General features: G+C 61.9%; 21 protein-coding genes. 16 read left to right on the forward strand and 5 right to left on the reverse strand.

Annotated features, from left to right (window positions below; all coding sequences use genetic code 11):
• Together FJ867_RS24830 and FJ867_RS24835 are read left to right on the forward strand one after the other, a co-directional pair.
• Positions 1–1046 (forward strand): porin (locus FJ867_RS24830; protein ID WP_140818835.1); only part of this gene is annotated, 1046 nt, incomplete at its 5' end.
• Between the two features lie 241 nt (positions 1047–1287).
• Positions 1288–2355, forward strand: a complete 1068-nt coding sequence (locus FJ867_RS24835; protein ID WP_140818837.1) for a site-specific integrase — start codon at positions 1288–1290, stop codon at positions 2353–2355.
• 134 nt (positions 2356–2489) lie between these two features.
• Here the strand turns inward: FJ867_RS24835 and FJ867_RS24840 are convergent, their stop codons facing one another.
• Complete coding sequence (locus FJ867_RS24840) at positions 2490–3386, reverse strand: alpha/beta hydrolase (RefSeq protein ID WP_140657973.1); 897 nt, start codon at positions 3384–3386, stop codon at positions 2490–2492.
• 176 nt (positions 3387–3562) lie between these two features.
• Complete coding sequence (locus FJ867_RS24845) at positions 3563–5608, reverse strand: lytic transglycosylase domain-containing protein (protein ID WP_140818839.1); 2046 nt, start codon at positions 5606–5608, stop codon at positions 3563–3565.
• Positions 5609–5911: 303 nt separating this feature from the next.
• On the opposite strand from FJ867_RS24845, the gene dapA reads away from it, so the two are divergent.
• The 3 genes from dapA to FJ867_RS24860 all read left to right on the forward strand — a co-directional run bounded on the left by dapA (position 5912) and on the right by FJ867_RS24860 (position 8092).
• Positions 5912–6793, forward strand: a complete 882-nt coding sequence (gene dapA, locus FJ867_RS24850; RefSeq protein WP_140494617.1) for a 4-hydroxy-tetrahydrodipicolinate synthase — start codon at positions 5912–5914, stop codon at positions 6791–6793.
• A gap of 25 nt (positions 6794–6818) precedes the next feature.
• Positions 6819–7298: an SsrA-binding protein SmpB gene (gene smpB, locus FJ867_RS24855; protein ID WP_006202221.1), complete on the forward strand. Its 480-nt coding sequence runs from the start codon at positions 6819–6821 to the stop codon at positions 7296–7298.
• 83 nt (positions 7299–7381) lie between these two features.
• Entirely contained in the window at positions 7382–8092 is a 711-nt protein-coding gene (locus FJ867_RS24860) for a GH25 family lysozyme (protein ID WP_140494614.1), read from the forward strand.
• Between the two features lie 14 nt (positions 8093–8106).
• Here FJ867_RS24860 and FJ867_RS24865 read toward each other — a convergent pair whose 3' ends face one another.
• Together FJ867_RS24865 and FJ867_RS24870 are read right to left on the reverse strand one after the other, a co-directional pair.
• Positions 8107–8769, reverse strand: coding sequence for a uracil-DNA glycosylase (locus FJ867_RS24865; protein ID WP_224646739.1), 663 nt, complete (start codon positions 8767–8769; stop codon positions 8107–8109).
• A gap of 11 nt (positions 8770–8780) precedes the next feature.
• Entirely contained in the window at positions 8781–9362 is a 582-nt protein-coding gene (locus FJ867_RS24870; protein WP_140494612.1) for an NYN domain-containing protein, read from the reverse strand.
• 332 nt (positions 9363–9694) lie between these two features.
• Between FJ867_RS24870 and rpoZ the strand changes: the two genes are divergently transcribed.
• From rpoZ to FJ867_RS24890, 4 genes are all read left to right on the forward strand, one after another.
• Positions 9695–10096, forward strand: coding sequence for a DNA-directed RNA polymerase subunit omega (gene rpoZ, locus FJ867_RS24875; protein ID WP_140494610.1), 402 nt, complete (start codon positions 9695–9697; stop codon positions 10094–10096).
• 128 nt (positions 10097–10224) lie between these two features.
• Complete coding sequence (locus FJ867_RS24880; RefSeq protein ID WP_140494607.1) at positions 10225–12453, forward strand: bifunctional (p)ppGpp synthetase/guanosine-3',5'-bis(diphosphate) 3'-pyrophosphohydrolase; 2229 nt, start codon at positions 10225–10227, stop codon at positions 12451–12453.
• 28 nt (positions 12454–12481) lie between these two features.
• Entirely contained in the window at positions 12482–13060 is a 579-nt protein-coding gene (gene pyrE, locus FJ867_RS24885; RefSeq protein ID WP_140520690.1) for an orotate phosphoribosyltransferase, read from the forward strand.
• A gap of 10 nt (positions 13061–13070) precedes the next feature.
• Positions 13071–13451, forward strand: a complete 381-nt coding sequence (locus FJ867_RS24890; protein WP_140559458.1) for a VOC family protein — start codon at positions 13071–13073, stop codon at positions 13449–13451.
• A 6-nt stretch (positions 13452–13457) separates the two neighbouring features.
• Here the strand turns inward: FJ867_RS24890 and FJ867_RS24895 are convergent, their stop codons facing one another.
• On the reverse strand, positions 13458–13979 hold the full coding sequence (locus tag FJ867_RS24895) for a GNAT family N-acetyltransferase (protein WP_140818841.1): 522 nt from the start codon (positions 13977–13979) through the stop codon (positions 13458–13460).
• A 216-nt stretch (positions 13980–14195) separates the two neighbouring features.
• On the opposite strand from FJ867_RS24895, the gene FJ867_RS24900 reads away from it, so the two are divergent.
• From FJ867_RS24900 to FJ867_RS24930, 7 genes are all read left to right on the forward strand, one after another.
• Positions 14196–14795 carry a DUF2062 domain-containing protein gene (locus tag FJ867_RS24900; RefSeq protein ID WP_140494599.1) on the forward strand — a complete coding sequence of 200 codons (600 nt, stop codon included), beginning with the start codon at positions 14196–14198 and terminating at the stop codon, positions 14793–14795.
• Complete coding sequence (acpS, locus tag FJ867_RS24905) at positions 14792–15205, forward strand: holo-ACP synthase (protein ID WP_140494597.1); 414 nt, start codon at positions 14792–14794, stop codon at positions 15203–15205. Before FJ867_RS24900 ends, acpS begins: the two co-directional genes overlap by 4 nt.
• Positions 15206–15282: 77 nt before the next feature.
• A complete protein-coding gene (gene lepB, locus FJ867_RS24910; RefSeq protein ID WP_140494595.1) occupies positions 15283–16032 on the forward strand; it encodes a signal peptidase I in 750 nt (249 codons plus the stop codon).
• 4 nt (positions 16033–16036) lie between these two features.
• Positions 16037–16762, forward strand: coding sequence for a ribonuclease III (rnc, locus tag FJ867_RS24915; RefSeq protein WP_140494593.1), 726 nt, complete (start codon positions 16037–16039; stop codon positions 16760–16762).
• Positions 16759–17691, forward strand: a complete 933-nt coding sequence (gene era / locus FJ867_RS24920; RefSeq protein ID WP_140494591.1) for a GTPase Era — start codon at positions 16759–16761, stop codon at positions 17689–17691. Before rnc ends, era begins: the two co-directional genes overlap by 4 nt.
• A gap of 5 nt (positions 17692–17696) precedes the next feature.
• Positions 17697–18587: an aminoglycoside phosphotransferase family protein gene (locus FJ867_RS24925; protein ID WP_140818842.1), complete on the forward strand. Its 891-nt coding sequence runs from the start codon at positions 17697–17699 to the stop codon at positions 18585–18587.
• A 582-nt stretch (positions 18588–19169) separates the two neighbouring features.
• Positions 19170–20306, forward strand: a complete 1137-nt coding sequence (locus tag FJ867_RS24930) for a porin (protein WP_140818844.1) — start codon at positions 19170–19172, stop codon at positions 20304–20306.
• Positions 20307–20355: the final 49 nt, after the last annotated feature.

The following is a 20355-nucleotide window of genomic DNA, read 5'->3' on the forward strand; positions in this document are numbered from 1 at the left end:
CCGCTGAATACGTCAAGATTTGCGACGTCTACGGCGCTGGCTACTTCTACATCCCCGGCACCGAGACCTGCCTGCGCATCGGCGGCTACATCCGTTATGACATCGGCGGCGGCGACGTCGGCACGTTCAACGGTTCGAAGACTGCGGACCACCAGGACGGCTCGGTAAATGATGCCTGGCACAAAAATGCCCGCTTCACGCTGAAGACCTGGACCGGCCAGGAAACCGAGCTCGGCACGTTGAAAACCTACACCGAGACCCGCTTCAACTTCGGCAACGACAACGCAATCGAGCCGTTCAACACCGCCCATAACAAGGACGTCTCGCTGAACTTCGCCTGGATCCAGCTCGGTGGTCTCCGCGTCGGTAAGGACGAATCGGCCTTCGATACGTTCGTCGGCTACGCCGGCAACGTGATCCAGGATACGCTGGTTCCTTACGGCGACTTCGACACCAACGTCGTTCAGTACTACTTCGACGCTGGCAACGGCTTCTCGGCCGTGGTCTCGCTCGAAGAAGGCGCGGGCGTTGTCGGCACGATCGACAGCTACGTTCCGCATGTCGTCGGCGGTCTGAAGTGGACGCAGGGCTGGGGCGCCATCACCGGCGTCGTCGCTTATGACAGCAACTACGAAGAAGTTGCCGGCAAGGTTCGCTTGGACGTGAACGTCAACGACGCACTGTCGCTGTGGGTCATGGGCGGTTACGGCACCGATGACAACCTCAACGACGACGCCGGCAATTTTGTCGACGCCCATGGTCGCGGTTTCTACAAGCAGTGGGGCGGCAACTGGGCTGTCTGGGGCGGCGGTACCTACAAGTTCAACGAGAAGACCTCGTTCAACGCGCAGGTGTCGTATGACGATTGGAAGAACCTGGGCATCGCGGCGAACATCGCCTACGACGTCGTCCCGGGCTTCACGGTCACGGCCGAAGTCGACTACCTCAATGCAGGCAGGTTCGACGACGCCGACTTCTCCAACTGGACCGGCGCCGACAAGAAGAGCAGCATCGGCGGTATCCTCCGCTTCCAGCGCTCGTTCTAAGGGCTGGTTCCATACAGGTGAAATCCAGCCCGGGCGCATCAACGCCCGGGCTGTTTTTGTTTCGTGACTGGATCAAGGCAAACAGAAGGAACAGGGGGTAACGGTAGCTGAATAGAGTCTGTGGGATGGTTTCGTGGGATCCGCTGATGGCGGATGAAATCACAACTGCGTGATTCAAATCTCTTGAAAGGACGCTCCCAAGCGGATAGGGCTGAATCTATCCCACTCGGGGGTGTGGCAAATGATGACGACCGAAGCGATTCAAGAGGGCGAGCCCTCCGATCATTTTTCGATGTTTTCTTCTCAGAATTCCAAGTTTAACTACACCTACAATAAGATACGAGAAGTAAAATCGCATAGGGTTGGAGATCTTTTTTCAGCATATCGAGATATATTGTGGGATGATGGGCGACATAAATACAATGTCAGCTCGTTCATCGGCGAGATAGACGAGATTCTGCTCGGGGAGCGTTTCAGCGCCTTTGACCAGAGTACCCTGGACAACCTTATCGGCACCTTGCGCCAGCGCGGCAACAGCAACGCAACCATCAATCGAAAGATGGCTGCCCTCAGCAAACTGCTGCGCAAGGCCTACAAGATGGGAGATATCCACAGCCTGCCCGAGTTCCGCCGCCAGAAGGAGCGGTCGGGACGGATTCGTTTCCTTGAAAGGGACGAGGAGGCTAGGCTGTTTGCTGCCATCAGGAGCCGCAGCGAGGATGCCTACCGGCTTTCCGTCTTCCTGGTCGACACTGGCTGCCGCCTTGGCGAGGCGCTCGGGCTGATCTGGAACGACATCCAGGAGCATCGCGTCTCCTTCTGGATCACCAAGTCCGGCCGCAGCCGCACCATTCCGATGACCGAGCGTGTCAAGGAAGTGATCAAGCTGCCTCCCGGCGAAGGTCGCCGGCCGAAGGGCCCGTTCACCACATTCAGCCAGGCTCAATACCGTGCCATCTGGAACGATGCGAAGGCCGAAGTCGGTCTGGCCGCCGACGACCAGGTGGTGCCGCACATTCTGCGCCATACCTGCGCCTCGCGTCTTGTTCAGGGCGGTATCGACATCAGGCGCGTGCAGATGTGGCTCGGCCACCAGACCCTGTCGATGACGATGCGCTATGCGCATCTGGCCACCAATGACCTCGACGGCTGCGTCACCGTGCTGGAAGTACCCCGGTCTGGCGGCGCCGACAGCGTGAAGGCAGCGCCCGAACCGTCCCCGCGCGCTGCCGCGCGCGGTGCGGCAGACCAGCCGGCAGCCGTGAAGACCACGGCTAAGGCAATGAAGAAGGCCTCAAAGTCCCGATAAGTTCACGCTTTGAAGACGCTGTGGACAACCAATTCCGTGGATCCCCCGATCTGCGGGTTATTTCAGGCATGCTATTCCGGCTTCGGAACCTACCTTGGTCGCCCTGCTGTCGTTTGCCTCGCCGGCAACGGTTTTTAAAGGCGAGTCGGCAGCCGCTCGGCTCTGTCGAGGAAAGCGGCGATGTCGCCCGGCAAGGTTCCGGTTTCGAGAAAAGGGGCGTGACCCTGGCCTTCGACGGTGATCGTCTGCATTGCCGGATGGCGCTCCCGCATCTGCCGCTGTGTGTCCACCGACAGCAAACTCGAATTGGCGCCGCGTAAGGCGAGCATGGGAAGGGCCGATAGGGCGTCGAATTGCGGCCACAGCGCCGGCAGCGGCTGCGTCAGGTCGAGATTTGCAACCGTGTCGACCAGCTTCGGGTCGAAATCCGGCAGCAGGCCCTGATCCGTTTCGCGGTAGAGCGCCAGCACCATGCGCTCCCAGTCCACATCGGCGAGCGCTGAAAAATCCCGGCCGTGAACGCGGCGCTGGGCTGCCACTGCTTCGGCGAAGGTCTTCGGCTTCGGTTTGCGTTCGAGATACGACTGGATGTGGGCAAGGCCGGCCGGCTCGATCACCGGTCCGATATCGTTCAGCACGATCGCTTTCAATATGGCCGGCCGCAGCGCACCCAGGACATGAATGATCAGGCCGCCGCGCGAGGTGCCGATGAAGGCGGCTTCCTCGATTCCCAAGGCCGCAAGTCCGGCAAGAGTGTCGCCGGCTTCGACGCCGACATTATAACGGCTGACATCGGGATCATAATCGGACTGCCCGCGGCCGCGATAGTCAAAGGCGACGACCTTGCGCGGGCTTCCCGCTTTGCCGGCCAAATAGAGCGCGAGTTCGTGGAAGTCGCGTGCATTGCGGGTGAGCCCGGGCAGACAGACGACTGGCCAATGTCGCGAATTTGCGTCGCCATAGATCCGGGCATGGAGCTTCAGCCCATCGGGTCCCGCGTAGAAGAAATCGGAGAAACCTTCGCTCGCCATTGGAATGCTGCCCTTGCTCTCGCCGGATGGTCCGTCTGCTACAGGCGAGGGAAGGGATGGTCAAATGGGGCAGTTACTTCTCCTCTTGCGGGCCGAAGGTGGCTAGGCCCTTCACTCAGCCAAGGCGGGCGGATCCGCGCGAGGCCAACTCCTCTCGTAGGGAGGAATGAAAGCCGTCAACTCCGCCCGTTCACAAGATCTCCCACAATGTCATACTTGCCGGAAATGCGCATCTTGTACACCTCGTAGTTCTCCATCACGCGCTGCACATAACTCCTTGTTTCCGTGTAAGGAATCCGCTCGATCCAGTCAACGACGGCGTCGATGTCCTTGCCGCGCGGATCGCCGTATTTCGCCACCCATTGGGCAGCGCGGCTGGGGCCGGCATTGTAGCCGGCGAAGGTCAGCACATAGGAGCCGTTGAAGCGGTCGAGCTGCTGGCCGAGGAAGGCCGAGCCCAGCGTCGCATTGTAGCCGGCGTCGGTGGTCAGGCGTGCCTGCGAGAATTGCAGCCCGGCCTTCTTCGCCAGTTGCTTGGCGGTTGCCGGCATCAGCTGCAGCAGCCCGCGCGCGCCGGCGCTCGATATGGCGCCGATGTTGAATTCGCTTTCCTGGCGGGCGATGGCATAGGCCAGCGCCTTGCCCGAACCGGAAATATCGGCGCTATCGGGGATGACCCCCAAAGGATGCGACAGCGCGCCGACATCGATGCCACGCGCGCCGGCGATCTTGCCGATCTTGAGCGACATGAAGTGGTTGCCCTGCTTTTCCGCCAGCACGGCCAGGAGCGCCAGTTCGCCCGGGCTGGTCAACTGTCCCGCAAGGTCACGATAGAGCGTTTCGGCATAACGGTCGTAGCCCGCCTCCTGCAGCCGCTTGATGGCGGCGACGGCTTCGCGACCGGCAAAACTCTGGCGGTCGGCGGCACTCGGTGTGGGATAGACGATGTTCAGCGCCGGGCGACCAATGCGCTCGGCGGCGAGCTGGCCGTAGAATGTCGTGCCATAGGCCGCCGCGCGCGCAAAATAGTCCTTTGCGTTACCTGGACCACCAACTTCGGCGGCGCGGCCGAGCCAGTAATAGGCGCGCGACAATGTCATCGGCCCCTGCGCAAGGTCGGCGATGCGCGCGAAATGTGTTGCGGCAAGCCTGGGATCGTTCAGACCGCGCAGCGCGTACCAGCCGGCATGGAATTCGGCTTCGGCGGCGTTCGCTGTGCTTTCGGCCGCATGCATGGCGACGATCCTGTAGGCGGCTTTCATGTCACCCTTGTCGACCAGCTCGCGCGACAGTACCCGGCGCTCCACCCACCAGGCATCCGGGTCGACCAGCGCTTCGCGATCCGTCGGCGCCTTCATCACGATGGCGGCGGCGTCGGCAATATTGTCTTGCTTGCGCAGATATTCGGCTTGCGCGAAGAAATAGCCGGCCGAACGCTGTGAAGCCGGCACCGCCTTGAGCAGCTTGGGGGTGTTCTTGTCGCCCTTGTCGGCCGCCGCCCAGGCGGTGGCCAGTTGCTCCGCTTGCGCCGGGCCGGCGACGCGCTGCGCCGCGCCGACCCGGTCGGCGTAGAACATGCGCTCCATGCGGAATCGGTGATCGGCGGCCGGGATCAGCCCGCCGAACTCCTTGATCAGCGCTGTCTCGTCCTTGGCCTCCAGGATCGCGGTGCGCCAGAACGGCACCAGCACCGAACGCGCCGCCTCTGCCTTGCCCAGGGCCACATAGGCGCGGGCAAGAAGCATCACGCCTTCGAATGTCTGCGGCTGGCTGCCGTCGAACGCCTGCACAACGATGTCGGGGGCGGGGTTCTCGCGATAGAGTGCGCGTTCGCTGTTCTTGCGCAGCGCGGTTGTCCCCGGCCAGTTGGGCAACATCTTCGCTGCGGCCGCAATGTCGCCGCTCGGCACCTTGTCGCCGCCATAAAGCGCGATTGCCCAGGCAAGGATGTGCTGGTCGAGCGAACCGGCGGAAAGGGCATCGCGCGCGGCGCGGGCACCGGGAATGTCGCCCGCCGCCAGTGCGTCCAGACCGCTCTTCAACTGCACGATGCTGGCAGAGGGGGCCGTATCGCGTGGACCCGCATCTTGCGAGCTTTGCATGCCGGGCATCGGAATGGCCGATGTCAACTGCACGTCGACGCTGCCGCCGATCGCCATCTCGGGCATCAGCGCGACGACCGCGCCCAGGAGCGCGAAAAGATGAGGCCGCCTAGTCGGCATCGTTCAGCCTTTACACATCACCAGCAGGCGCGGAAGCTTCGCGACCTGGACCAGACCGTAAACTTAGGTCATGAAGGGCCAGTTAACAAAAGGTTATCGAGGCCGTTCGAATTGCGTTTGCTGGCAGCATGGCAATGCTTGCCGCGCAACCATGTCGAGACTATGGTGCGCCGCCTCGCTTTCGGTTAGAAGGCGCGACATTAAGACCAGAGACGAAAACACCCATGCCTATCGCCCAAAAGTGGCTACCGGTTTTGGGATAACGATATGCGTGAACAAGAAGTCCCAAGGAGTTGGACGAACATGCTGAGAGGCTCGCTGACCGCGCTCGTGACACCGTTCGAAAAGAGCGGGCGTTTCGACGAGAAAGCCTTTCGCGCCTTTGTCGACTGGCAACTTGCGGAGGGCACGACAGGCCTTGTTCCCGTTGGCACCACCGGCGAGTCGCCGACGCTGTCGCATGACGAGCATCGTCAGGTGGTCAAGGTCTGCATCGAGGCGGCCAGGGGCCGCGCCCCGGTCGTCGCCGGCGCTGGCTCCAACAACACCGCGGAAGCGATCGGCCTGGTCCAATATGCCGAACAGGCAGGCGCCGATGCTGCACTTGTCGTCACTCCCTACTACAACAAGCCGACGCAGCGCGGCCTCTATGAGCACTTCGCCGCCGTCGCCAGGGCAACCAAGCTGCCGATCATCATCTACAACATCCCGCCGCGCTCGGTCATCGACATGATGCCGGAGACGATGGGCCGGCTGGCGCACGACTTCAAGAATATCGTCGGCGTCAAGGACGCGACCGGCAAGGTCGAACGGGTTTCCGAGCAGCGTATGACCTGCGGCAAGGATTTCATCCAGCTTTCCGGCGAAGATGCATCCGCGCTCGGCTTCAACGCGCATGGCGGTGTCGGCTGTATCTCGGTGACGGCCAACGTCGCGCCGCGGCTTTGTGCCGAATTCCAGGAGGCGACGCTGTCCGGCGACAGCGCCAAGGCGCTGGAATTGCAGGATCGCTTGCTGCCGCTGCACAAGGCGATCTTTATCGAACCCGGCGTGTCCGGCGCCAAATATGCGCTTTCAAAGCTCGGCAAGGTCGAGAACGTGCTGCGCTCGCCGCTGGTCACGGTCGAACAATCGACGGCCGAAAAGATCGACGCGGCGATGAAGCACGCCGGCTTGATAAATTAGGGATGAGGCGCCACCTCTCCGCATTATGAATCAAGTCAGAAAAGCCGATCCCAACAACAAGACCGTTGCGGAAAACCGCAAGGCGCGGTTTTCCTATGAGGTGCTCGACACGATCGAGGCCGGCCTGGTGCTGACCGGCACCGAGGTCAAGTCGCTGCGCCAGGGCCAGGCCAACATCCAGGACAGCTATGCCTCGGTCGAGGGCGGCGAGATTTGGCTGATCAACTCCTATCTACCGGAATATCTGCAGGCCAACCGCTTCAACCACGAGCCGCGCCGGCGCCGCAAACTGCTGCTCAACAAGCGCGAGATGGCCAAGCTGTCGCAGAGCGTCGACCGCGAAGGCATGACCCTGGTGCCGCTGAAGATCTATTTCAACGACCAGGGCCGGGCCAAGCTGCTGCTCGCCGTCGGTCGCGGCAAGAAGCTGCATGACAAGCGCGAGACGGAAAAGCAGCGCGACTGGTCGCGTGAGAAGGGCAGGCTCTTGAAAGAGCGCGGGTGACCGCCACCAGGCGGTAGCCAAGCGGATAAGTGTTTGGCTTTCAGGGTTCTAGCCAAGGAGCCAGAATACCGGAGGGGACAGTCTTGAAGAACCGGATCATCCTCTGGGGATCGGTCAGCCTGGTTTTTGCAATGCTCATGGTCGCTGGCGGCTTCTTCTATTTCCATGCGTTTTCTCCGGATCGCGGCAAATATCCTGTCAGGGGCATCGACGTTTCGCATCATCAGGGCCGGATCGACTGGCGACGCGTTGCCGCCGCCGATGTCGCCTTTGCGGTCATCAAGGCGACCGAGGGCGGCGATCATGTCGACGATGCCTTTGCCATCAATCTGCGCGAGGCTCGTGCTGCCGGGCTCGCTGTCGGCGCCTATCACTTTTTCACCTTCTGCCGGCCGGGCGCCGACCAGGCGAAGAATTTCATCGCCGTGGTGCCGCACGACCAGCCTTTGCTGCCGCCGGTTGTCGACATCGAGTTCGGCGGCAATTGCCCGCAGCGTCCTTCGCCCGAACAACTCGACACCGAACTCCAGGCCTTCCTCGGTCCCGTTGAAGCCGCCTTTGGCAAGAAAGCCATCATCTATCTGACCGACGATGCAGCAACGGCCTATGCAGGACAGATCGCCGCCCGTCCGCTCTGGCTTCGCTCACTGCTGCTCGAGCCGGGTCGCGACGATTGGGTCTACTGGCAGTACCACAACAGGGGCCGCGTCGAGGGCATCGTCGGTGACGTCGACCTGAACGTCCTGCAAGGCGGTCAGGAGAAACTGTCCGCATTGTTCGCGCCGGCGTTGTAAGCCAATTCCAGACCCTACGAATCCAGGAACGCCGCAATTTCCCTGAAAACGCTGACGAACATCGCTTCGGTCAGCACGCCGGTGTTGGTGTTGTAGCGCGAGCAGTGATAGCTGGAAAACAGCGTGATGCCCCCGGCCTCCTGCCGCCCGCCATGCTTGAAGGGATAGGCGGCGACGCGCTGGCCCAGTGCCCGCACGGTCGACTGGTGCGCGATCGAACCAAGTGTCAGCACGGCCCGCAAATTGGGAAACCGTGTGATCGTCGGCACAAGGAAAGTCCGGCAGGTGGCGATCTCGGCGCCCACAGGCTTGTTCTCGGGAGGCACGCAGCGGACGGCGTTGGTGATTGCCGTTCCAACGAGCTCCAACCCATCGTCAGGCCGCGCCTTGAACTCGCCGCGCGCCAAGCCGTGCGCGATCAACGTGCCGTAGAGCAGGTCGCCGGCATAGTCGCCCGTGAAAGGCCGGCCCGTGCGGTTCGCTCCGCGCAGGCCGGGCGCAAGCCCGACGATCAGCAGCCGGACCGAATCGTCGCCTTCGGGCGGCAGGAAGGTCGGAACCGGCGCGTTGAACCACGATGGCTCGCGTTGCCGCCACTCGGCAATGAAACCGTGCAGCCGCGGACAGAGCGGGCAATCGCGATCGGGTTCCGGGGAGGCGGCCAGATGTGCGGCCAACGCAGCCGCCCTCAGTACTCGTCCTCTTCCGTCTCGGCCGGTTCGGGTCGGCGCACCGGCCTTTCGGAGGGATCGCGGCCCACCTCGTTCTTCAACGTCATCAGGTCGATGAAATGGTCGGCCTGGCGACGCAGATCGTCAGAGATCATCGGCGGCTGCGAGGCCATGGTCGAGACGATCGACACCTTGCGCCCGCGCCGCTGCAGCGCCTCGACCAGCGTGCGGAAATCGCCGTCCCCGGAGAAGATGACATAGTGGTCGACGACATCGGCCAGTTCCAGCGCATCGACGGTCAATTCGATGTCCATGTTGCCCTTGATCTTGCGGCGGCCGGTCGAGTCGGTGAATTCCTTGGCCGGCTTGGTGACGACCTTGAAGCCGTTATAGTCGAGCCAGTCGATCAGCGGCCGGATCGAGGAATATTCCTGATCCTCGACCAGGGCGGTGTAATAGTAGGCGCGCAGCAGGTAGCCGCGTTTCTGGAAGCTCGACAGGAGCTTGCGATAATCGATGTCGAAACCGAGCGCGCGCGACGTGGCGTAGAGATTGGCGCCGTCGATGAACAGGGCGATCTTTTCACGGGGGTCGAACATGGAAAAATTCCTTTTCGAAATAAGCGGCCGTCAAAACGAAATGCGACTATCAGTAGGGTTCGCAATAAACCGGCTGACCTTACGCTTTTCGAAATAACGCCAGTTTTGTGGCAATCCAAGGGTTCGTTGCCGCACTGCAAGCAATTGTGATCGCCGGGTTGGTACCGGCGCACCGGAGCTCGACCGAAACCGGCTTCGGGGGAAATCCGACAAAGCAATGACAGATCGGCCGTTCTCCGGCCTCGGCATTCCATAATGCTTGTATTTCCGCGGCGTTCGGGTTATTGACCGCGCCTGTTTTCCATTAAATCCAGGCATGAAAGGGGCAATCCATGGCCCGCGTAACCGTTGAAGATTGCATCGACAAGGTCGACAACCGCTTCGAGCTGGTGCTTCTGGCCGGCCACCGTGCTCGTCAGATCAGCCAGGGCGCGCAGATCACCGTCCCGCGCGACAATGACAAGAACCCGGTCATCGCACTGCGCGAGATCGCCGACGAGACGTTGTCGCCCGACGACCTCAAGGAAGACCTGATCCATTCGCTGCAGAAGCATGTCGAAGTCGACGAGCCCGAAGCCGATGGCGAGGCGATCGCCGATCAGACCGGCGCAGCCGTCACGGCCGCCGATACCGATGATGCTGAGGACAACATCGCCTTCGATCGCATGACCGAGGAAGACCTGCTGGCCGGCATCGAAGGCCTGGTGCCGCCGGAAAAGAGCGACGACTACTAAGACTGCTTTGCGGAGGCGCCTGGAACAATCTTCCGGCACTTCCGTCCCGGCAGTTTCGTGGCTATCTATGACATGCGCCGTGCAGCAGTGCGGCGCATGATTCATTTCATCGCCGAGAGATTCCGCCCATGATGCGTCAGTATGAGCTTGTCGAGCGCGTCCAGCGCTACAAGCCTGACGTCAACGAGGCGTTGCTCAACAAGGCCTATGTCTATGCCATGCAGAAGCATGGCCACCAGAAGCGCGCTTCCGGCGACCCCTATTTCTCGCATCCGCTCGAAGTCGCCGCCATCCTCACCGAAATGCACATGGACGAGGCGACGATCGCCGTCGCCCTGCTGCATGACACGATCGAGGACACCACGGCGACCAGGGCCGAGATCGACGAACTGTTCGGGCCCGAGATGGGCAAGCTGGTCGAGGGCCTGACCAAGCTCAAGAAACTCGACCTCGTCTCCAAGAAGGCCGAGCAGGCCGAGAATTTGCGCAAGCTTCTGCTGGCAATCTCGGAAGATGTGCGCGTGCTTCTGGTCAAGCTCGCCGACCGCTTGCACAATATGCGCACCCTCGACCATGTGCCGGAAGCCAAGCGCCTGCGCATCGCCGAGGAGACGATGGATATCTATGCGCCGCTGGCCGGGCGCATGGGCATGCAGGGCATGCGCGAGGAGCTGGAGGAGATCGCCTTCCGCTACATCAATCCGGAAGCCTATCGCGCCGTCACCGCCAGGCTCGCCGAGATTTTCGAGCGCAACAAGGGCGTGCTGTCCGAGATCGAGAAAGCGCTGTCGGCTCTGTTCGAGAAGCATGCGATCAATGCAGGCGTCAAAAGCCGGCAGAAGAAGCCGTGGTCGGTGTTCCGCAAGATGGAGGCCAAGGCGCTCTCCTTCGAGCAATTGTCCGACATTTTCGGCTTTCGCGTCGTCGTCGACAATGTCGAGGACTGCTATCGCGCGCTTGGCGCCATCCACACCGCCTGGTCGATGGTGCCCGGCCGTTTCAAGGACTACATCTCAACACCGAAGCAGAACGATTACCGCTCGATCCACACCACCATCGTCGGGCCGTCGCGCCAGCGCGTCGAGCTTCAGATCCGCACCCGCGAGATGAACAAGATCGCCGAATATGGCGTCGCCGCCCATTCGATCTACAAGGATACCGGCGGCAAGGCGAACGGCACGGCCCATTCGATCTCGAAGGAAACCAATGCCTATGCCTGGCTGAGGCGCACGATCGAACAGCTCGCCGAGGGCGACAATCCCGAGGATTTCCTCGAGAACACCAAGCTGGAACTGTTCCAGGACCAGGTGTTCTGCTTCACCCCCAAGGGCATGCTGATCGCGCTGCCGAAAGGTGCCACGCCGATCGACTTCGCCTATGCGGTTCACACCGATGTCGGCGACACCTGCGTCGGCGCCAAGGTCAACGGCCGCATCATGCCGCTGATGACGGAGCTGAAGAATGGCGACGAGGTGGAGATCATCCGCTCCAAGGCGCAGGTGCCGCCGGCCGCGTGGGAATCCGTCGTCATCACTGGCAAGGCGCGCGCCGCCATTCGCCGCGCCACCAAGAACGCCATCCGCAAGCAGTATTCGGGTCTCGGCGCGCGCATTCTCGAACGGGCTTTCGAGCGGGCCGGCAAGAATTTCACCAAGGAAAACCTGAAGCCCGTCCTGCACCGGCTGGCGCGCAAGGACATCGAGGACGTGCTGGCGTCCGTCGGCCGCGGCGAATTGGCGTCCACCGACGTCATGAAAGCCGTCTTCCCAGATTACAAGGACGAGCGCGTCACGCCGGCGGCGCCCAAGCAGCGCGAGGAAGGCTGGTCGAAGATCCGCAACGCCGCCGGCATGCTGTTCCAGATCCCGGGCCGTGCCGCGCGCAAGGACAAGGACCAGCCGCGCGACGGCGCGGTGCCGATCCGTGGCGTGCGCGGTGACCTGCCGGTGCGTTTCGCGCCGGAAGGGGCGGTGCCTGGCGACCGCATCGTCGGCATCGTGCAGCCGGGCACCGGCATTACCATCTATCCGATCCAGTCGCCGGCGCTGCAGGCTTTCGACGACCAGCCCGAGCGCTGGATTGACGTGCGCTGGGACATCGACGAGCGCACCAAGGAACGCTTCCCCGCGCGTGTTTCCGTCACCGCCATCAATGCACCGGGATCGCTCGCCGACATCGCCCAGGTCGTTGCCTCGAACGATGCCAACATCCATACGCTGTCAATGGTGCGCACCGCGCCCGATTTCACCGAAATGCTGATCGATCTCGAAGTCTGGGATCTGAAGCATCTCAACCGGCTGCTGTCGCAGCTCAAGGACAATTCGAGCGTCAGCGATGCACGGCGTGTCAATGGCTAACTCGGCTGATCTACACGGGGATAGACGGATGAATACGGACGAAGTGCTGGATATTTTTCGCCAGGCTGGTGCTGTCCTGGAGGGGCATTTCATCCTGACGTCGGGTCTGCGCAGCCCGGTCTTCCTGCAGAAGGCGCGCGTGTTCATGCATGCCGATAAGACCGAGCGGCTGTGCAAGGCGCTGGCCGAAAAGATCCGCGCCGCCGTGCCGGGTAAAATCGACTATGTCGTCGGCCCGGCCATCGGCGGGCTGATCCCGGCCTACGAGACTTCGCGCCATCTTGGCGTGCCGGCGATCTGGGTCGAGCGGGAAGGGGGCGAGTTCCGGCTGCGCCGCTTCGAGATCGCGCTCGGCGCGCGTGTCGTCATTGTCGAGGACATCGTCACCACTGGATTGTCTATCCGCGAGACCATCGACTGCCTGCGCGAACTTGGCGCCGAGGTCACGGCGGCGGCCTGCATCATCGACCGCTCGGCGGGCAAGACCGATGTCGGCGTGCCGCTGATCGCCCTCGCCGAGTACGAGGTGCCGGCCTATCCGGCCGATCGGCTGCCGCCGGAACTCGCCGCCATACCGGCGATCAAGCCGGGCAGTCGCAATATCTGAGAGGGGCGGGATGATCATCAGTATCGATCATTTCGTGCTGACGGTGGCCTCACTCGAGGCGACCTGCGCCTTTTACCAGCGCGTTCTGGGCTTTAAGCGCATCGATACGCCGGGCCTGCCGACAGCCCTGGCTTTCGGCAACCAAAAGATCAATGTCCACGAGGTCGGCCGCACCTTCGAGCCGAAGGCGAAGTCGCCGACGCCCGGAGCCGGTGATTTCTGCCTGATCACCGATCGGCCGCTCGGCGAACTCCTCGCCAGTCTCGAAGCCGATCGTGTGGCGGTGGAACTTGGACCAGTAGAGCGGATCGGCGCACGCGGCCGCATGATGTCTGTCTATTTCCGCGATCCCGACGACAATCTGATCGAGGTCAGTGAATATCTGGAATAGCCGCCGTTAAATCCGCGCGAGATCGAGCAGCATTGCGCAGCGCCGGCTCACCGGCATGCCGTGCGCGGCTTCCTGTCTCAGCCACCCGGCGAGCCGCGCATCGATCTGCGCATCCTCCAGGACGCGGAATCCGAACTTTCGGTAGAACGGCACGTTCCAAGCAACATCGCGAAATGTCGTCAGCGTGATCGTTGCAAGGCCGCGCCGCCTGGACTCCTCGATGACGGTCTCCAGCAGGGCTCGGCCGATGCCCGAGCCTTGCCACTCAAAACGAACGTCGAATTCCAGGATATGCAATGCATCGTCCTCAACGCTGGCGCTCAAGAAGGCGATGGCGCGGTCGCGCTTGTCCGTGGCGACCCAGCATGTGCCCTCCGTGGTCAGCGCGCGGTGCCGCTCGACGCTCATATTGCCGTCTTCGGCGATCCAGGCGAGGTCCGGTATGGAACGAAACGCCAGCCCGGCGGATTGCTCGATATCGGGCAACTCTTTCGCCTCGTCGTCGCGCGCTGGTCGAGTGGTGGCCATGCCGGCCGTCCTTCTTTTCCTCAGTTTCGCCTCAATGGCGATCTTGTTACCCCCTGCGGCAGACCATCGCGGCAGCGTTTCGTTGTTCCGAAGGCAGCCTGTCGCTATATCAAAGTCGTTGTTGCCTTTCTGCGCCCCGGAAGCGCAAGATAAGTTGCTGTGACCTGGCTTGGGTGGCAGGACGGCGGGTATTGGTAGATCAGGAATTGGAATAGAGTGCTTTTTCGACGCCGCGAGCCTGATGGCCTCTTGGAGCGGGTGCGTACCTATCTATGGCCGCGCCGGTCGTTTTCGCGCTCGCTGCAGTACTTCTCCAAGCGCATCCTGCGGCTGAAGGCCACGCCGCATGCGGTGGCGGCCGGCGTCGCCGCTGGCGTCTTTGCTTCGTTCTTTCCGGTGGGTTTCCATTTCGCCATTGCCGCGGTGCTGTGCTGGCTCATAGCCGGCAATCTGGTGGCGGCCGCACTTGGCGCCGTATTCTTCGGCAATCCACTGACGTTCCCGCTGCTGTGGGGCGCCTCCTGGGAGACCGGCAAGCTGATCCTGCACAGCCGCCTGCCGGCGCACGGCCCGCCAGCACATCTGGGCGAGATGCTGCACAACCTTTCCTTCGCGCAATTGTGGGCCCCGGTGCTGAAGCCGATGCTGATCGGTGCGATACCGCTTGGACTGGCCTTTGGGGTTCTGTTCTACGCCATCACGCGCTGGGGCATGAACGCCTTTCGCGAGCAGCGGCGCAAACGGCTGGCAGAGCGCGCGGCCCGCCATGAGCAATCGTCTCACCCAAACGCAAGCATCGGTTCCACCGCGCGATGATCATCGGCATCGGCAGCGATCTGATCGATATCAGACGCATTGAAAAGTCCTTGGAGCGCCATGGCCAGCGCTTTATCCAGAGAATCTACACCGAAGTCGAGCAAGCCCGCTCCGAAAACCGTCGGGCGCGGGCGGCCTCCTACGCCAAGCGCTTCGCAGCCAAGGAGGCCTGCGCCAAAGCACTGGGCACCGGCCTGGCGCAGGGCGTGTTCTGGCGCGACATGGGTGTCGTCAATCTTCCGAGCGGCGCGCCCACCATGGCACTGACCGGTGGCGCCGAGGCGCGGCTGAACGCGATTCTGCCAAAGGGCCATCGGGCGATGATCCATCTCACCATCACGGATGATTTTCCGCTTGCTCAAGCCTTTGTGATCATCGAAGCGTTGCCCGTCGAACAAGCGCCACATTGATTGCATCTGACCACCGGCATGACGTTGCCCAGCGCGCGCCGAGACTCTATACCATCCAACGCACAATCGAGGACGACATGAGCGTGGCTGAAAAACCCCAGAAGAAATCCGGCGGGCTTGGCGAAACCGTCAGCGTCATCGTCCAGGCGCTCTTGCTTGCCTTGGTCATTCGCACGCTCTTGTTCCAACCCTTTTCCATCCCGTCGGGTTCGATGCGGCCGACGCTGCTCGAGGGCGACTATCTCTTCGTCACCAAATGGTCCTACGGCTATTCCCGTTATTCGCTGCCCTTCGGCCCGGACATCTTCTCGGGCCGCATCTGGGGCTCCGAGCCGAAGCGCGGCGATGTGGCTGTGTTCAAGTTCCCGCCGGACCCGTCCGTCGACTATATCAAACGTGTGGTGGGCCTGCCTGGCGACAAGATCCAGGTGAAGGACGGCCAGCTGTTCATCAACGGCGTCGGCGTGCCGCGCGTGAAGACCGGACAGATCGACAATCCCGACATCACCGAAAAGGATTATCCGATCGACGTCTATCGTGAGACGCTGCCCAACGGCGTCAGCTACGATACGCTGGATCTGTCGCCGAACTCGATCGGCGACAACACGCGCGAGTTCGATGTTCCGCCCGGTCACTATTTCATGATGGGCGACAACAGGGACAACTCCGCCGACAGCCGATTCTCCGTCGGCTACGTTCCGGCCGAAAACCTGGTTGGCCGGGCCAACCTTGTTTTCTTCTCGATCGCCGGCAAGGCGAGCCCGCTCGAAATCTGGAAGTGGCCGTCGCTTATGCGTGCTTCGCGCCTCTTCCACTTCGTTAATTAGGGTCATGGCGGCGACAAGACGGCTGACCGCCGACGCGCTCGCCGAAGCGCTGGTGGAGCGCACGGGCCATGCCTTTGCCGACCGCCGGCGCCTGCAGCGTGCCTTGACCCATGCCAGCGCCCGCGGCGCCAATGCCGGCACCGACTATGAGCGCTTTGAGTTCCTGGGCGACCGGGTTCTCGGCCTCGTGGTGGCCGATATGCTGCTGGCCGCGTTTCCCGATGCGGCGGAAGGCGAATTGTCGCTGCGGTTCAACGCGCTGGTCAATGCCGAGGCGCTGTCGGAGATCGCCGAACATATTGGTCTGCCGGAGCTGATCCGCGCCGGATCCGACGTTCAAGGGCTCGAGGGACGCAAGCGCGTCAATCTGCGCGCCGACGCGCTGGAATCACTGATCGCCGTGCTCTACCTCGACGGAGGGCTGGAAGCGGCGCGCGCTTTCATCCACAAATATTGGCAGCCGCGCTCGCAGGCGTCGGGTGCCGGCCGACGCGACGCCAAGACCGAGTTGCAGGAATGGGCGCATCAGGCGGCAAGCGCCGTGCCCGTCTACCGCATCGATAGCCGCGAGGGGCCGGATCACGATCCGCTGTTCACCGTCAGTGTCATGGTTGGTGGGTTTCAGCCGGCTGTCGGCAGCGGCCGCTCCAAACGCGAGGCCGAGCAGGCCGCCGCCGCCGCCCTTCTCATTCGTGAAGGTGTCTGGATCGATCAGGGAGACGCGGCATGACAGCCACGGAAGACACGGTTCCGGCCGCGCCTGCGGCCGTTACGCATTCCGGCTTCGTAGCGCTGATCGGTGCGCCCAATGCCGGCAAGTCGACGCTGGTCAACCAGCTTGTCGGCGCCAAGGTGTCAATCGTCACCCACAAGGTGCAGACGACGCGTGCCATCGTCAGAGGCATCGCCACGCACGACAACGCGCAGATCGTCTTCGTCGATACGCCGGGCATCTTCAAGCCAAAGCGGCGTCTCGACACGGCAATGGTGACGACAGCCTGGGGCGGCGCCAAGGATGCCGATATCGTGTTGCTCCTGATCGATGCCGAGCGTGGCATTAGAGGTGATGCCGACGCCATTCTCGAACGCCTGAAGGATGTGCGCCAGCCGATGGCGCTGATCCTCAACAAGGTCGACCGCGTCAAGCCGGAGGCCTTGTTGGCGCTGGCGGCAGCAGCGAACGAAAGAGTGCCGTTCAAGCGCACCTTCATGGTTTCGGCGCTGACCGGCTCTGGCTGCAAGGACCTTCTCGATTACCTTGCCGAGGCGCTCCCGGTGGGGCCCTGGTATTATCCGGAAGACCAGATCTCCGATCTGCCGATGCGCCAGCTCGCCGCCGAGATCACTCGCGAGAAGCTCTATCTCAGGCTGCATCAGGAACTGCCCTATTCCTCGCACATCGAAACCGAGAAATGGGAAGAGAAGAAGGACGGCTCGGTGCGCATCGAGCAGGTCATCTATGTCGAACGCGACAGCCAGAAGAAGATCGTGCTCGGCCACAAGGGCGAGACCATCCGCGCCATCGGCCAGGCGGCGCGTATGGAAATCGCCGGCATCCTCGAGCAAAAGGTGCATCTGTTCCTGTTCGTCAAGGTGCGCGAGAACTGGGGCGACGATCCCGAGCGCTACCGCGAGATGGGGCTCGAGTTTCCGCACTAGGATGGATGGATAGCAAGTCGAACATCGACGCAGCTTTGGTCAGCCGGTTGATCGCGGCGCAATTTCCTCGCTGGAGGGATCTTGCGGTTCGGCCGATTGAACCTGGCGGATGGGACAACAGAAGCTTTCGTCTCGGCGACGAGATGACCGTTCGGTTGCCCAGTGCCGCCGCCTATTCCCTGCAAGTGGAGAAGGAACATCGCTGGCTGCCGAGGCTGGCGCCGCTGTTGCCGCTGCCCATCCCTATACCGCTGGCGATGGGAGCCCCGGCCGAAGGCTATCCGTGGCATTGGTCCGTCTACAGGTGGATCGAAGGTGAGACTGCAAAGCGCGAGCGTATCGCCAACCTGTCGGAATTCGCGGCGGACCTGGCCGGCTTTCTGATTGCGCTGAAGCGGATCGACCCGGCTGGCGGACCGGGGCCGGGCCAACACAATTTCTTTCGCGGCGGGCCGCTGAACGTCTATGACGGGGAGACGAGACAAGCGATCGCGGCGCTCGACACCCGTATCGACGCCGGCGCGGCAAGCGCTGTCTGGGAAACGGCTCTTGCCGCCCCTTGGCAAGGCCCGCCCGTCTGGTTCCACGGCGATGTCAGCTGGGGCAATCTTCTGGTTGAACACGGCAGGCTAAGCGCGGTGATCGACTTCGGCACCTCCGGCATCGGCGAGCCCTCATGCGATCTGGCGATTGCCTGGACATTGTTCGAGGGAAAGAGCAGGGGGGCCTTCCGCGCTGGCCTCGGCGTCGACGACGCGACCTGGGCGCGCGGCCGCGGCTGGGCACTGTGGAAGGCGCTGATCACCGCCGCCGGCGAGATAGACGTCAACTCGGCCGAGATCGAACAATCCTGGCGCGTGATCGACGCGGTGCTGGCCGACCACAAGCGCCGGTAATAATGACCCAAACCGTTGGCTGGTGGCTATCGACCAGGGACGCCGAGGTTCCGTTGGGTCGACTTCTCAGTTGGCCAGCGCGGATTCTTGCAGACGAGTCCGCCGACGTCGGATTGATCTTCCCATCATGGCCTGTGGTCCGTTCCGGCGTGCCCGTGACCCGCTGAAAAGACTCCTTCGAGGGGATCGGCTTCGGTTTCACGTGGCTGGGGAATGGCTAGGTAGAAACGACCATGGAAGTGGGTTTATTTACGCGAAGTTTCTCAAACAATTGGTGTTCGTAGAATATCATCATAAAATTGGAACATACAGGGAATTATTACGGAAATATGACAATGTTCCACTTGTGCGGTGCCGTAATTTGAAGTGAATTCTCCAGTGCTATTTCTGCAACACAGATTTAATCTATGTCATCAATCCCGAATGTTTGTGGAATTGTCATTGAAGGCGGAAGATTGATGGGTATGTTCGCCGCGAAAAGGGGACGCGGTGCGGGCCTTTTTCGTTGTGGGTGAGGCGGGAAAATATATCCGCCAACCAAAATCCGAAGCCATTTTTAACTTTGACTGGAGAGGTCAGAAAATGAACATCAAGAGCCTTCTTCTCGGCTCAGCCGCGGCACTGATCGCGGTCTCCGGCGCTCGCGCCGCTGACGCTGTCGTCGTCGCCGAGCCGGAACCCGCTGAATACGTCAGGATCTGCGACGTCTACGGCGCCGGCTACTTCTATATTCCCGGCACCGAGACCTGCCTGCGCATCGGCGGCTATCTCCGCTATGACATAGGCGTCGGCGACAGCGGCACGCTGGACGGCGTCAACAACGTTGCCGATCACATGGACGGCGATAGCCACGACACCTACTACAAGAACATGCGCTTCTCGCTGAAGACCTGGACCGGCCAGGAAACCGAGCTCGGTACGTTGAAGACCTACACCGAGACTCGCTTTCAATTTGGCAACAGCAGCGGCGACTATGAGACCGGCGGCACTGGCTGGCAGGCCGGCAACAAGGCGACCACCCTCAACTTCGCCTGGATTCAGCTCGGCGGCCTGCGCGTCGGTAAGGATGAAACGGCATACGATTCGTTTATCGGCTATGCCGGCAACGTCATCCAGGACACGATCATCCCGTACGGTATCAAGGATACCAACGTCGTGCAGTACTATTTCGACGCTGGCAGCGGCTTCTCGGCCGTGGTCTCGCTCGAAGAAGGTACCGGCGTCAACACGATCGACAGCTATGTTCCGCATGTCGTCGGCGGCTTGAAGTACAAGGGCGACTGGGGTGCGGTCACCGGCGTCGTCGCCTATGACAGCAATTACGAGGAAGTGGCCGGCAAGGTTCGCTTGGACGTCAATGTCGGCAAGGAACTGACGCTGTTCGTCATGGGCGGCTACGGCACCAACGACAACATCAACGACTTCGGCACGGGCCGCACCCAATACAAGCCGTGGGGTGGAAACTGGGCGATCTGGGGTGGCGGCACCTACAAGTTCAACGACAAGACCTCGTTCAACGCCCAGATCTCCTATGACGACTGGAAGAACCTCGGCGTCGCTGCCAACGTCGCATACACGATTGTGCCCGGTTACACGATCACGGCTGAAGTCGATTACCTCAATGCAGGAAAATTCGACGACGCCGACTTCAACAACTGGACCAAGGCCGACAAGAAGAGCAGCGTCGGCGGCATCCTCCGCTTCCAGCGCTCGTTCTAACGGATCGACTGACCCCACCAGACCCGCCCGCAGCTATGCTGCGGGCGGC

Origin of the sequence: Mesorhizobium sp. B2-5-3 (assembly GCF_006441005.1) — a bacterium.
Classification (GTDB): domain Bacteria; phylum Pseudomonadota; class Alphaproteobacteria; order Rhizobiales; family Rhizobiaceae; genus Mesorhizobium.

What these genes read in the sequence shown, in the direction of transcription:
- FJ867_RS24835 (WP_140818837.1), top strand. Translation starts at nt 1,288, where the DNA reads ATGATGACGACCGAAGCGATTCAAGAGGGCGAGCCCTCCGATCATTTT.
- FJ867_RS24840 (WP_140657973.1), bottom strand. Translation starts at nt 3,386, where the DNA reads ATGGCGAGCGAAGGTTTCTCCGATTTCTTCTACGCGGGACCCGATGGG.
- FJ867_RS24845 (WP_140818839.1), bottom strand. Translation starts at nt 5,608, where the DNA reads ATGCCGACTAGGCGGCCTCATCTTTTCGCGCTCCTGGGCGCGGTCGTC.
- dapA (WP_140494617.1), top strand. Translation starts at nt 5,912, where the DNA reads ATGCTGAGAGGCTCGCTGACCGCGCTCGTGACACCGTTCGAAAAGAGC.
- smpB (WP_006202221.1), top strand. Translation starts at nt 6,819, where the DNA reads ATGAATCAAGTCAGAAAAGCCGATCCCAACAACAAGACCGTTGCGGAA.
- FJ867_RS24870 (WP_140494612.1), bottom strand. Translation starts at nt 9,362, where the DNA reads ATGTTCGACCCCCGTGAAAAGATCGCCCTGTTCATCGACGGCGCCAAT.
- rpoZ (WP_140494610.1), top strand. Translation starts at nt 9,695, where the DNA reads ATGGCCCGCGTAACCGTTGAAGATTGCATCGACAAGGTCGACAACCGC.
- FJ867_RS24880 (WP_140494607.1), top strand. Translation starts at nt 10,225, where the DNA reads ATGATGCGTCAGTATGAGCTTGTCGAGCGCGTCCAGCGCTACAAGCCT.
- pyrE (WP_140520690.1), top strand. Translation starts at nt 12,482, where the DNA reads ATGAATACGGACGAAGTGCTGGATATTTTTCGCCAGGCTGGTGCTGTC.
- FJ867_RS24890 (WP_140559458.1), top strand. Translation starts at nt 13,071, where the DNA reads ATGATCATCAGTATCGATCATTTCGTGCTGACGGTGGCCTCACTCGAG.
- FJ867_RS24895 (WP_140818841.1), bottom strand. Translation starts at nt 13,979, where the DNA reads ATGGCCACCACTCGACCAGCGCGCGACGACGAGGCGAAAGAGTTGCCC.
- acpS (WP_140494597.1), top strand. Translation starts at nt 14,792, where the DNA reads ATGATCATCGGCATCGGCAGCGATCTGATCGATATCAGACGCATTGAA.
- lepB (WP_140494595.1), top strand. Translation starts at nt 15,283, where the DNA reads ATGAGCGTGGCTGAAAAACCCCAGAAGAAATCCGGCGGGCTTGGCGAA.
- rnc (WP_140494593.1), top strand. Translation starts at nt 16,037, where the DNA reads ATGGCGGCGACAAGACGGCTGACCGCCGACGCGCTCGCCGAAGCGCTG.
- era (WP_140494591.1), top strand. Translation starts at nt 16,759, where the DNA reads ATGACAGCCACGGAAGACACGGTTCCGGCCGCGCCTGCGGCCGTTACG.
- FJ867_RS24925 (WP_140818842.1), top strand. Translation starts at nt 17,697, where the DNA reads ATGGATAGCAAGTCGAACATCGACGCAGCTTTGGTCAGCCGGTTGATC.
- FJ867_RS24930 (WP_140818844.1), top strand. Translation starts at nt 19,170, where the DNA reads ATGAACATCAAGAGCCTTCTTCTCGGCTCAGCCGCGGCACTGATCGCG.